Origin of the sequence: Spiroplasma endosymbiont of Lasioglossum villosulum, assembly GCF_964020195.1 — a bacterium.
Taxonomy (GTDB): domain Bacteria; phylum Bacillota_I; class Bacilli_A; order Mycoplasmatales; family VBWQ01; genus Spiroplasma_E; species Spiroplasma_E ixodetis_A.
The window spans coordinates 601,767-615,265 of sequence record NZ_OZ026539.1 but is presented as its reverse complement, the minus strand read 5'-3'; the positions used below and the strand labels follow the sequence as shown (position 1 = coordinate 615,265).

14 protein-coding genes are annotated in these 13,499 nt (G+C 23.4%); 12 read left to right on the top strand and 2 right to left on the bottom strand.

All coding sequences use genetic code 4. The features are described 5' to 3' along the window. The first annotated feature begins 78 nt into the window (after positions 1-78). Entirely contained in the window at positions 79-771 is a 693-nt protein-coding gene (locus tag AACK81_RS03535) for a hypothetical protein (RefSeq protein ID WP_338962709.1), read from the top strand. Between the two features lie 142 nt (positions 772-913). On the opposite strand, the gene AACK81_RS03530 is transcribed toward AACK81_RS03535, so the two are convergent. Then, positions 914-2,062 (bottom strand): Mbov_0401 family ICE element transposase-like protein, encoded by a 1,149-nt coding sequence (locus AACK81_RS03530; protein WP_338962706.1) that lies wholly within the window; start codon positions 2,060-2,062, stop codon positions 914-916. A gap of 222 nt (positions 2,063-2,284) precedes the next feature. Between AACK81_RS03530 and AACK81_RS03525 the strand changes: the two genes are divergently transcribed. The 11 genes from AACK81_RS03525 (at position 2,285) to AACK81_RS03475 (ending at position 12,669) form a co-directional block, all read left to right on the top strand. After that, a complete protein-coding gene (locus AACK81_RS03525; protein WP_338962703.1) occupies positions 2,285-2,602 on the top strand; it encodes a hypothetical protein in 318 nt (105 codons plus the stop codon). A gap of 161 nt (positions 2,603-2,763) precedes the next feature. Beyond that, entirely contained in the window at positions 2,764-3,159 is a 396-nt protein-coding gene (locus AACK81_RS03520; protein WP_338962700.1) for a terminase small subunit, read from the top strand. Continuing rightward, the gene (locus AACK81_RS03515) at positions 3,153-4,505 is read left to right on the top strand and encodes a phage terminase large subunit (RefSeq protein WP_338962698.1); all 1,353 of its coding nucleotides are present in this window, start codon (positions 3,153-3,155) and stop codon (positions 4,503-4,505) included. Before AACK81_RS03520 ends, AACK81_RS03515 begins: the two co-directional genes overlap by 7 nt. A 3-nt stretch (positions 4,506-4,508) precedes the next feature. Next, positions 4,509-5,759, top strand: coding sequence for a hypothetical protein (locus AACK81_RS03510; protein ID WP_338962696.1), 1,251 nt, complete (start codon positions 4,509-4,511; stop codon positions 5,757-5,759). Between the two features lie 12 nt (positions 5,760-5,771). Beyond that, positions 5,772-8,447: a hypothetical protein gene (locus AACK81_RS03505; protein ID WP_338962694.1), complete on the top strand. Its 2,676-nt coding sequence runs from the start codon at positions 5,772-5,774 to the stop codon at positions 8,445-8,447. Positions 8,448-8,456: 9 nt separating this feature from the next. Beyond that, positions 8,457-8,630, top strand: a complete 174-nt coding sequence (locus tag AACK81_RS03500; RefSeq protein ID WP_338962692.1) for a hypothetical protein — start codon at positions 8,457-8,459, stop codon at positions 8,628-8,630. Positions 8,631-8,646: 16 nt separating this feature from the next. Then, positions 8,647-9,132 (top strand): hypothetical protein, encoded by a 486-nt coding sequence (locus AACK81_RS03495; RefSeq protein ID WP_338960942.1) that lies wholly within the window; start codon positions 8,647-8,649, stop codon positions 9,130-9,132. Positions 9,133-9,136: 4 nt separating this feature from the next. After that, positions 9,137-9,931, top strand: coding sequence for a hypothetical protein (locus tag AACK81_RS03490; protein ID WP_338962689.1), 795 nt, complete (start codon positions 9,137-9,139; stop codon positions 9,929-9,931). A gap of 17 nt (positions 9,932-9,948) precedes the next feature. Continuing rightward, positions 9,949-10,326 (top strand): hypothetical protein, encoded by a 378-nt coding sequence (locus AACK81_RS03485; RefSeq protein WP_338962688.1) that lies wholly within the window; start codon positions 9,949-9,951, stop codon positions 10,324-10,326. A gap of 5 nt (positions 10,327-10,331) precedes the next feature. Further along, positions 10,332-11,111: a hypothetical protein gene (locus AACK81_RS03480; protein WP_338960938.1), complete on the top strand. Its 780-nt coding sequence runs from the start codon at positions 10,332-10,334 to the stop codon at positions 11,109-11,111. Continuing rightward, positions 11,095-12,669 carry a hypothetical protein gene (locus tag AACK81_RS03475; protein WP_338962686.1) on the top strand — a complete coding sequence of 525 codons (1,575 nt, stop codon included), beginning with the start codon at positions 11,095-11,097 and terminating at the stop codon, positions 12,667-12,669. The genes AACK81_RS03480 and AACK81_RS03475 overlap by 17 nt, the downstream gene beginning before the upstream one ends. On the opposite strand, the gene AACK81_RS03470 is transcribed toward AACK81_RS03475, so the two are convergent. Further along, the gene (locus AACK81_RS03470) at positions 12,568-13,491 is read right to left on the bottom strand and encodes a hypothetical protein (RefSeq protein WP_338962684.1); all 924 of its coding nucleotides are present in this window, start codon (positions 13,489-13,491) and stop codon (positions 12,568-12,570) included. The genes AACK81_RS03475 and AACK81_RS03470 overlap by 102 nt on opposite strands. Positions 13,492-13,499: the final 8 nt, after the last annotated feature.

Here is a 13,499-nt window from a genome sequence, read left to right as displayed (position 1 = left end):
TTTCTTTTTTACGTTCTTAAAATATAAAATAACCTATTATTATAAAAGTTATAGAAAAAAACAAAAAGGAGAGTTTTAATGAAAAAAATATTAACAATATTAACTACCTTAGCATCTACAATAACTATTGAAAATTGTATTAGTAATTTTAACTTAAGGACAATCACATTACAAAATGATTGTTTTAAAAAAAATAATGTTCATCAAAGCAATAATGATTTTATTTTTTCTGATTTATATAAAAATAATAAAGGCGAAATATATTCAATAACTAATGATGGTATTTATAAATATACTAATGATAAAAATACATTCATAAAAATAAAAGGCATAAATGGATTAATAATAAACTTAAAATTTGACGCAAAAGATAATATTTATGCTTTAAAAACTAATGGCATTTATAAATGTCTAGTCAATAAAAATGAATTTAAAAAAATGAAAGTAACAACTAATACTAATAATTATTCTTTTACAAATATTAAAATAGATTCATCAAACAATGTATATGTATGATCAAAGAAAGATGGTGTTTATAAATGTCTAGTCAATAAAAATGAATTTAAAAAAATAGGAGGTATCTATTTAAGTCAAGCAGATAATTTTAGAATATATTTACTTTTTTCAAAAAATAATGTTTATGCTTTAACAACTGAATATAATGATTATCATAATAAAATAATTTATAAACTTTTAGCTAATGAAAATGAATTTACTTTAATTGACGGACGAATAAATATAACGGATAGATTTTCTAACTTCAAACAATAAAACTAGCAAATCTAAATATTTGTTAATTAAATTATATCATAAATTTTAAAAATGTTAAAAAATATAATTATAAAATTACATTTAAACAACACAAAAATCCTAATCTTAAAATTAGAAACAAAAAATATTAAATTGTATTACTTTAAGCACTATTAATATAATTTCTACTATTTAAATAATTGGCTCTAGCCATTAACATATTAATTAACGTTGGATAAGCATATATTTTTGCACCTTTAGTTTGAGATTTAACTAAATGTTGAATATCACTTTCAGCACTACAGCCAATATTTCAATCAGCAGGTTGATTAATAATACCTTCTTTATTATTTTCAAAAATTCTTAAAGTTTCTTTATTTACTTTTGTTTCAATTAAAAATGCTATTAATTCATCATATTGACCATTACAAAAATATTTTCAAGCCTTTAAAAAGTTTTTTAAATTTTCTGGATTAACTTTATTTTTTCTTTTATCAGGTTTATATGCTGTTCATAAATAATAAAAAGCATGATATTTATCTAGTACATAATAAGCACCCAAATATTTTGCTAAATTATATATTCATCCAGCACCATCACCAGAAACTACTAATTTTGCATTTTCAAATTCATAATATTTTTTTAATCCATTTCAAGTAAAATCAACTGTAGGATTTGCTTGTAAATAATCTTCTTTAGGACTATATTTATAATCACCCATAAAAGTATAAATTTTATTTGATAATTTATTTCTATTTTTACCTATTTGTTTTTTACCAGTATTATATGAAATACTACGAATTTTTTGCATTTCTCTTTTATGATTTTTATTTCAAACTGGAACATAACAATCATCAGCATTAATATAAATAAATTCACTATTTTTAACTTTAAATTTTTGTTCTGGTAATTTTTCTTGAACTTTTGCATTTTTATGAATTTTACTAATTGTTACTTTTGAAACATAAGTAAATTTTAAAATATCTGGTATATATTGATAATATTTCTTTCTTACAATATATAATATTATTTCTTCTTTTAATCAACTAATAATTTTTGCTCTTTTTTCAATATTAAACTCTTCATAAACTGGATAATAATATTTTTTCTTTAATTTATCTCAATAAACTCTTTGATTAAAAATCATTTTACCAAATTCAAAAATAATACTAAGATTACATTTTTTAGCAACTTTATATCTATCTTTATCTCTATTTTGAAAAAAATATTCATCAAAAGCATGGATTTTATTAACATGATTTGTTATAATTCTATTAATTTCATATTCAAGATTATTTTTATAATTAAACATTTTTTAACACCTTTCTATTTATTTTTTTATCCTAACTATTCTAACAAATTTGTTAAAATATTAGTTGAAAAATGTTTGGTTTTAGAGTATAATATTAAAAAACGATTGAAATAATTAGCAAATCTATTGCAACGTTTAAAGATAACTTTTATTAGTTATCTTTTCTTTTTTAATAAAATAATGTACAATAAAAGAAAAATATAAATAGAAAAGGAAAGTAAAATGGATTATTTATTGTTAACTGAAATAAAAGAAGTAGACCCACCTATGACTGTATTTTATATTATGTTAGTTCCCTTATCATTAGCATGAATAGCATTTTCCCTTCATTTAATTAATTTAGGGTGAGAGTTATGTGAAAAAAATAATCCTTTTGGAATCGTATTGTTTACCATTTCTTTAAATATTATTGGTACTGTTATTGGCGCTATGATTATGTATAAATCACAACATCCAGAATTTAAGTTTTGAAAAAGTTTAGGAAATAAAGTTAAGAAAATGTTTAAATTTAAAAAAAGAAATAAAAAAATAGCAGTATAATGCTATTTTTTGTTATAATTATATTATAAAAATTAAATAAAAATATATATGAAGTAATTAATAAAGTTAATAAGTTATTACTACCAGTGTCTAACTTAAAGATTATATTAATTATATCATAAATTTTTGTGTTTTTAAGGCATATGAAAGGAGATTTTTATGTGCAAGAAGAAAAAATAAAAATAAGAACAATTTTTAATGATGCAAAAGCATTAAGAGAAAAATTAGAAGAATATTTTAATCATTGTAAACAAACTGAAGAAATACCAACTAAAATTGGTATGTTAGTTTATTTAGATATTACAGAAAATACTCTTTATAGTTGAAAACAAAAAAAGAGAAATACTTTTTTACAACAAATTAATTGAGCATATTTACAAATACGTCATATTAATACACAAAGATATTTAAAAGCAAATGCAAATAATACTGCATGATATTTAGAAAGAGCATTTGTGAAAGAATATCATTTATCTACAAAAATTGATATAAAAAGTAGTGATAATACAGCCCCTATAGCAATTAGTTTAGAAAATAAAGGTAAGAATAAATGTTAAGTAATTTTGGTTATTTATTAGATATTGCTAAAAGAATGTATTTAAAACAACCTTTAAATATTACTAAAATTAAACAATTAGGTAGTCGTAAATCTGGTAAAACATTTAGTAATATTGAATTCTTAGGTATTTTATTAATGTTAGATAATATTAATATTCATGCTTATTTAATTCGTAATATGTCAAAACAATTAAATGATAGTTGACAAGAAGTAAAAGCAATTATTAGACCAACATATCCTAGTATTAATTTTATTATTAGTGAAACTAAAAAAACTATTGAATTTAATGGTAGTAAAATAACTTGTAAATATTTACATTCACAAGATAATAGTAATGTTAAATTAACTGGATTAGCAAGTAATTATTTATATGATTATGTAATTATATGAAGTGATGAAAGATATGAAATTACTGAAAATGATTATCAAGATTTAAAAGATGCTATTCGTGGTGCAAATCAATTATTAGAAATTGAAAGTTGTAATCCTTGAAGTATTTTAAATGAATTTATTAAAAAAACTATAAATGCTTGTCCACAAAATGAAAAACAAATTATTAATGAATATGAACAATTTACTATTATTGATAATACTATTTATCATTATCAAAATTGAAAATTAAATACTCATTTAAAAGATAGTGATAAACAACAATTATTAGAAATAGAAAAATTAGACCCAATATCTGCAAGAGTAAGAAGTCATGGTTTAGTAGGTTATGAATCTGGTGGAATATATTCACATTTAATTCATAAGATTAGTAGATTATTACAACCAAGTTATAGATTTAGTGCTGGATTAGATTATGGGTTTAAAGATGATGCTTTAGCATGTTTATTAATAGGTTTTGATTATAATTTTAAATTTGTTAATGTTATTGATTGTTTAAAAATAGAAAATAAATTAATTCGTTATGATAATAAACAATTAGCAAGATTAGTAGTTGAGTTTTATATTAAATTAGCAAAAGAAAATAATTTACTTTATGAATATGGTTTAACTGTATATTGTGATTTTAGTAATTATACATTTATTGAAATGTTAAATGATACAGCAATTAAATATCAAGTTAATTCATGACTATATTTTAAAGACTGTGTGAAATTAAGACTTGAGTTTAGAATAGGTAAGAATGTGGCTTTAATGGCTTCAGAACGATTAAATATTAGTATGAATGCACAAGCATTATTAGATGAGTTTAGATTGGCTGTATGAGACCCTAAAAGTATTAAACAAATACCATTAGCGGGTAATGACCATTTACGTGACGCATTTGATTATGCTATAGAACCATATATTAGAAATTTAAGTGCAAATATAAATCCTTATTTTGAAAGGAAGTAACATATGAATAATCATAATACTGAAATATTAACTCCTAATTGATGTATGATAAATCTTCAAGAAATTATAGCAAATCATGCAAGTAAATTATTATGAGGTAATGGTTATACTTTAACAAGTGAACATGAAGAATATAAAAGAGCAATTGAAAAATTAAAAGAATGAAATAATTTAGATTCATTATTTTATCAAGATTGTCATATAAAGAGTGGATATGGTTATAGTATTGTTCAAATTGATAAAAGTAAAAGTGGTAGAATATCATTAAATTTTGCTCAACCGTATGCTCAATCAAGAGTTGCAAGAGTATTAGAAAATGAATATAGTGCATCAACATGGTCAAGATTACAATATGATGACCAAAGTATTTATGTTAAAACAACATATACTCGAAATCAAATAATTAGATATTTTACTAGTGATTATGTTACTTTAGATGGTTTACAAAAACAAATAAGTGATGATTTAAAATTACCTTTAATAGATAATCATAATTTAGGTATTATTCCAGTTAAATTTATGCAAAATTTACCTAAAAAGAATTTCTTTGGTGGAGTTATTGGTGATTATTATCCAGATATGACTCCAATTAAAAAATTACAAAAATTATTAAATAAAACATTTGAATCAATTGAACATGAACTTGAATATAATGTTACTCGTGTATTTTTAGATATTACTGAACAAGAAATAAATCAATCTAAAACTGCTTTTGATTTAAAAAAATTAATAGGTAAATTTATTTTACAAGCAAATTTAAGAAGTTTAGGAAGTACTAGTGGAACACCACCAATTGCTATTTTACAAGGTAGTCCAATATTAGATAAATATGCAGAATTTATTCAATTTATTATTGATAAAGCATTTGAAGGCTCTGGATATAGTCCAGTAAATGATACTACAAGTCAAAAAACTGAAGCAGAAGTATTAATTACTAATTCTCGTGATATGGAAACTACAAGAATTAAAAGAACTTTAAATCAAAGTGATTGAAATGAAATATTTCAAAGATGTTTTATATTAATGGGATTAGATGGTGATAAATCTAAATGAACATTTGAAATTAAAGAAAATACTATTACAGATAGATTAAAATCACTTGAAATTGATGAAGCAGAATTAAGATTAGAAATTACTAATATTAAAAGAATTATTGTTAAAAGATATGGTGTTAGTGAAGAAGAAGCACAACAAATTATTGAACAAAATAGAAAATATCAAAAAGAAGAAATTGAATTTAATAATACTTTTTAGGAGAAACTAAAAATGGGAATGATACCGAAAATAAATCATCAATTAATTAAAACTGTATGAAAAAGTACAGGGGAAATTGAGAAAGATTTTACACAAAATAAAGATTTACAATTTCGTGTATGTCCTTTTACCGTTATTTTAGGTGCTATAAATTCAACAGAAACGGGATATAAACCACCAACTAGTATTCCTAATGATTATACTAGTTTTAGTAAAATCTTTACTGGAAGAGAAGCAATACAAGCAGTATGAGACCATTCTTATTATCCTATTCAAAATAAAGATAATCCAGATGAAGCATATAAACAATTACAAAATGGTGATGTATTTTATGGAAATATTTTAAGTGACCAATTAGGTATTACTTATTCAGCAACTCCAGCAAATAATGCTTTTATTCAAGAACAAGCAATTAAAAATGTAGTAATTAATATTCCAAATGAAAAAAAGAATTTTAATTTTATTAATAATATTGTTTCAAATTTATATAAGTTATATATGATTCCAGAAATTAATAAAGCTATAAATACTGATAAATCAATTAAAGTTGATAGACAATGATATATTCTTGAAGTTGCTAGTAAAACTTATAATAATGAAAATAAAGAATTAGCGTATATTCAATGTACTTTTAGTAGTTTAAATGATAAATTAGCACATAGTGGATTAGCAATTAATCAATATGTACAATTAGGTGCGCCTGGCGACCCCGTAGCATTACCAGCATTAGATGAAAATAATAATATTATTTTAGATGATAATTATTTAACGCCATTACCAGTAACACATTGTCAAATATCTTTTTATGGTTCAGTAAAACCTATTAGTATAGCATTATGAGGAAGAGATATTGATAATAATCCTATTAATACTAAACAACATAAATATCGCCAATATCCAAGTAAATTATTATTTCCATGACAATATCAGTGTAGTACATATGACCCAGTAAGTTTTCAAGCATTACCAGAAACAAATTATGTATTAACTGTTCAAGGACAATCAACTATGGATGGTTATAATGAATGAAGAAAAGAAATATCACCATTATATGATGATGGTGCAACCCGACATTATGAAGGTCATTTACTTACTAATTTAGAAAAAACTAAAAATACTAATAAAGTTGATGTTTCAAATAGATTAGTAAATTATTGAGATAATAATTTTTTAAATGGTGCAGAAATTGAAGATTATAATTATGCAACTGCGGGTAATCCATATTTTCAATATTATAATAAAAATAATAAAAAATTTATTGGTAATACTCATTATAATATGAATAATAATAAATTTAAACAATTAAATACTATAAATGCTTTACATTATTTTATTTATAATCCTATTAGTGAAATACCATTAACAGTACGAGAAACTATTAAAATTAATCTTAATACTATTCCAGTATTTGGTTCATTTATGAATTTCTTTGTTGGTGGTTTAGATATTGGTGCAAAGTTAAGTAGTAACTTGTTAATTCCACAATTTAATTACATAAATGGTTTAATATCTGCTGAATTATATAATTTTTATACAACATTATTATATTCAACACCCCCAACTGGTAGTCCTATTCCCCTTGATATGTTTAGAAATGATACTCCAGATGCTATACAAGCAGTTGCTGGAACAGCAAGTCATATGACATCATTTACATTTAATTTAACTGATATGATTAATTTACAAAATTTTGATATTAATGATGGAAGTATTTCTTCACAAGGAATTTATGATACTGTAAATTTAGTTCAAAATGGTGCTGGTGGTAAAGATACAATTTCATTATTAGCAAAAGAAGATAGTTCAATTCCATTATTAAATGCTCCAAATTTTACTAATAATAATATAGTTAAATGAGCAATTGATATGATTGATATTAAAGTTGTAGGTAAAAGTAATTTTAAAATAACATTTTATTCAATGCCAGATAATAGAAATGGTGCTGTTAATGATAATTTTAGTATTTGAAGTGGTACTTATCAAACAGTTGGTAAAGCAAGTAATAATAGTAAATTAATTCAAAATACTTTTATTTTAGCAAATAATACTTTTAAATTTGACAAACCATTTAATTATCCACAAGCAATACACCCACCACCATTAATAGAAAGAGCGCATCCTATATTTATTGATTTAAGTAATCAAAGTCAATATGGAATTAATAATAATATTAATCCTAAAAATTTTGGTCAATCTAATCAATATCAAATGAAACCAATTATTTTAGAAGATGTTAAAGGTAAATTTCATAATAGTATTGGTATTTATGTAAATCAATATGGTTATGATAATATTGATAAATTTAAAGAAGATTATGAAAGTATAACATTTAATTTTACTATTAATATGAGTAATTTATTTTATAATAGTGTTTCTTTCGATACTTATACTAATTCTAAAAATTGATTTACACCTATTAAAATAAATTTAAGTGATATTGGTAATTTACCAGATAACCAAAATGATACCGCTCTTTTTCAAGACAATGATAATACCTATAACAATGATTCTGGAAATCATAATGATAGTAATAATAATTGAACATTTAATGTAAATAATCATGGAAATATACCCAATCAAACTGCTTCTTTAACAAGTGCAGAAAGATTAAATAAAATATATATTAATGATTTATTATGAACAAATGATAATCCAAGTAGTGGTCAAACCATTCCAAGTTCTACTTAATTTAAAATAATGGCTTTTAAAACAAAAGCATATCAAAGTCAAAAAGATAATTTAATTGTTATTGAATATCAATTTATAACCACATTTACTATTCGTGACCCTAAATTACCAAATAATAAAGAAAATGCCAATTGAAATCTTCAAACTACATCATTGGTAATTAATCCAAAAAGTTCAACTTAGAAAGGTGGTGGTAATTATGTTAAATGAAAATGAAATGAAAGAAGGTAATAATATGGAAGAAAAAGAAAAAGATGAACAAGAAGAAACTAAGGAAGAAGAAGTAAAATCAGAAGAAAATACTGAAAAAGAATCTGAAGCTGAATATAAAAAAGAACCAGAAACTGAAGAATCTAAAGAACCAACTTTAGAAGATAAATATAAAGAATTAGAAGAAAAATATAATGCTTTATATAAAGAAAAAACTGATAAAGATAGAGAAATTAGACATTCAGAAAGTTATAAAAAATATGATTTATCACAAGAAAATATTAATTTATTAAAAAGATATCTTGGAGATAAAGAAGATATTGATAAAGAATTATCATTATTAAATAAAGATTTTCCACATTTATTTAATAAAAATAAAGATACAAATATTAGTAATTCTTTAGATGTAAAAGATAAATTTAAAGAAGAAAAAGATGATGAAGTAGATACTAGAAAAATAGGAATGGTAGGTTAAAAATATGGCAATTATTACAACACAATCAACAACGATTAATGACCCAAGTAATCCAACTGGTAAATTAGATTTATCAGTTAAATATATTAAAAATTTAAAAGTTTTATTATCAAAAAGAGTTGCATTAATTAATGCAACAGTTAAAAATAGAGAACAATTAGATGCTGGTACTGCTATTTATAATATTACTAAAAGAAATCTTACAGATGATTATGATGCTGGTGCTGGTGCTAATGATTTAACAGCAACAAGAGTTGAACAAATTTTATTAGATAAAAAGAAACAAATAACTTTTGAAGAAGAAACACTTGATTTAAAAAGATTAGGTGCAAGATATGAAGATGGTAATGTTCTTGTATCAGATAGTTTAGCATCAAGTTGAATTGATGCAAAAGCAAAATCAGTTGAAACATATTTAGTAGCAAAATTATTAGCATTAGCAGTTAAAACAGCCAAAGATAATGGAATTATTAATATTGCATTACCAAGTACACCAAAAATAGATGATTATAGAATGTTATTATGATTAAAAATATCAAATACATTAGCAACCTTAAAAGCAAGAATTACTGATGAATATATCGGTACAGATGAAGAAAATTATACTTTATGAGTATCTAGTTTCTTTAAACCATTAGTATTATTATCAACTACAACTTTAGGTAGTGATAGTGCTTCACAAGCATTAAAAGATGGTAAAATTGTAGAAATTGGTGGTATTAAAATTGTAGAGTGTCCTTGATTAGGTAGAAATTATCCGATTGCAACTATTGATAAAAAGAAGGATTTAACTTTTTAGGATGTGATGCTGTATTAGTGCATAAAGAAGCATTAGCATTTCCATTTAATCGTGGTCAAGATAATATTTTTGTTTTACAAACTAATGGTAATGTTAAGAATTTTCATAAGTTTTTAGTTTCAGAAGGTAAAGCATTAAGACCAGATTTAGTTAAAGGATTTACAGTTACTTCAAGTATTGATATTGCAACAGCAATTGAATTTACTAATTTAGGAAAAATAACTATGGCTGGTGATACTCCAACAGCAGATGAAGTAGAAAAAGCAGTTATTGCTAAAAATCCTAATTATCAAAAAGGTAATGCTAATTTTTCAGATTTAACAGCAACAAGTGCTAATGTTGAAGGTAAAACTTTATATGATGGTTCTTTACAAGTAACTTTTACAAAGAAGTAATTTAAATGCCTATTATATTATTGTTAAGAATGATATTAGAAACTGCTGTTAGTGATATACAAACTGCTGAATTAATAGAAAAATTTAAAAAAAGTAATTCATTATTTAATAGTTTTTTAAAAAATCCAGCGGGAATATTAAAAAATCAATTAATGTCAAAAGTATTAGGACAAGGTAAATCTCAAAAAGAATTATCTGAATTTCAACAAGTTTTACAAAAATTAACTAATTTACCAGTAATTCATAAAAAAATAATGACACATATTACTAATAATAATATTGCTAAATTACAACATATTCAAAAACAATATTTAAATGGTAAGTCATTAATGGATAAAGGTAAAGAAATAATAATGAATTCTTTAACTGAACAAGATTATGACAGTATGATTGGAGTTTATGTAAATCTTTCAAGTTCTGCTCTTGCTGGCGGTATATGAACTCCAGTAGTACAAGCACAATCAGGTACTTATGGTATTGCTACATTAACATATAGAACAAATTTAAGTAAATCATATGATTATTTTAATGTTTCAAGAGAAACTTGAATTGATATGTGTAAAGCAACTGGTGCTTATGGTCATGGTGCTAATAAAATATTTATTAATCAATATTTAGGTGGAGTTCGTAAAACAAGAGAAGAAATGAATGCTACGGTTAGAAAAAATGTTAGTCAATTAAATAGAGCAGTAACTAAACCTAATAAATCAGTTATTAGTACAGTTAATAAATCACAAGCAGTACAAGGATATGGAAGGTATAAAGATTATGGAAAACAAAAATAATATTGATTGAAATGTAAATTTAAATTATATTACAAAAGATGATTTAAAAACTATATATGGTTTTATACCAGATGCAGACCAAACTACTACTGATAATACTAAAACTGATTTTACTATTATGGCAATTGCTATTTCAAGTGAAAGAATTAATACTATTACTGGTAATCAAATTGAAGTAATAGGATTTAAAAATCTTAATGAAACTCAACAACAATTAGTTAAAAGAGCAACAGCAAGAATGACTATATATTATTTAACTGATGGAATGGCATTTATAAGAAGTTCAGTATCTATTAATGGTAATGGTTTATCAAGTAGTATTAGTCCACCAAGTGAACCAGATTATGTATTAATGGAAGTATATAATTTATTACAACAAGCAAATTTACATACACCAAGAAAAGCAATTAATAATAGTATTTCATGTAATACAGATAATTTTAATACACCTAGTATATTTGATGAAAGTAATAGAAGAGTTATTACTTGAGATTCTGGTAATAAAACATTTTTACAAAAAATGGGAATAATTGAAGGAACTGGTATAAAAATAGATGATGTAAGTGATACTATACCTAAATTAAAAATTCATGTTGATAGTAATATTGATTCATTATGAGAAGTAAATAATGAAAATCCTAATTTTATTAAACCAAAAGATTATAAAGGTATTGATGTTAATGGTAAAAGAATAATTGATGTTGGTACACCTACATTTTTAAGTGATGCTACAACTAAAGTATATGTTGATAATTTATTAGAAAAAAAACAAAATAAATTAATTGCTGGTGAAAATATTAAGATTGATGAAAAAACTAATACTATTAGTGCTACTGGTGGTAAAGTAGATTTATCTGATTATTATAAAAAAGAAGAAATAGATAAAAAATTAGAAGATACAAAATCACAATTTCCTATTGCATTTCAAATAAATGCTATTGGTCAAGAAATTCCTAATTTAGAAACTACTAATAAAACTATTGTTGGCGCTATTAATGAATTAAAAGAAAAAATAAAAGATAAAAAATTTTCAAATGATTATTTTAAATATAATACTGAAACAAATGAAATTGCATTAAATGATGAAGAAAATTCATTACTTTGTAAAGATTTATTAGAAAATAATGAATATAAATTATTAAAAACTCAAAATAAAAAATTATTACAAGCCATTAATGAAATATTAGAAAAACAACCAACTCCAACTCCAAGTATAAATAATTGAAAAGAAGTAGGAACAAGAGAGAAAAATAAATGAGATAATTGACAAATTACTTATGATTTTCAAGACAATAAACATTATAGAGTTTATTATTCTTGAAGTATATATAATCCAGTTTATACTATTCAAGTATATAGGGGCTTTGCCCCTAGTTGCTTCGCAACTCACCCCAGTGGCGTAAACGCCACGGCCAACCAACCAAGGTTCTGGTTGGCTACGACCAATAATATAGGTTTACTCTATTTTAACATCTTTCTTATTTTTCTTAGAATATTTATTTCTATAATAACAAGCACGGCATACAGTATTTTCAATTTCTTTCTTTTCAGTTTGTAATATATTATCCAACTTATCTAATCCTACTGCTCTAATATCATCAACAGTAAAATCTAATGCTTGTGATTGTTCATAGTTTTTAACAATACTTAATTCACTCTTTAAAGAATGAATATAATTTAAAGCACGACTATTATATCTTTGTAAATAAGACCTAGGAAATCATAAACTAAAAGTCATAGTTTCACCACTATAACTAGGTGGTAATCCACCATGTTTAATTATTCGCTTTGTTTGTCTTTTAGATAATACAACTTTATTATAATCATCAACATTAGTATAAATATTTAGTTTAAACTTAACTAAAAATAACAAAATACGCATTCTTTTAACTTGCACAATATATTCCACTTTTTCACGTGCTTGTTTTAGTATTCTATCGGGGTGTTGTTCAATCATATACATAATTCCATTAAAATTATGACCTATTAATTTACAAAACATTCCTAAACTTTCTTGTGTTTCTTTAAATTCGGGTGATAAATCATTACTATTAATTTTTAAACCTAGTTCATCAAAAACAAGCATATCATTCTCTTTAAAAGCATAATTACTATTTAATTGATTAAATTTAAAAACATCATCATAAGAACAACGATAACTATATTCATTACGTACTTTAATAGGAATAGGACTTACTACCCTACCTTTATGTTTTTGTGCTAAACAACAAGCAAGGGCAGATTTACCAGTACGTGGTGGTGCTGAAATAATATAACTACCTACACGTTGTAATATCTTTATATTTTTTCTAGTTATTAAAAATGGATAAAGCATTATTAATAATATAACTCCTAAAAGTAAATAACCATATCAAGGCATTATTTCAA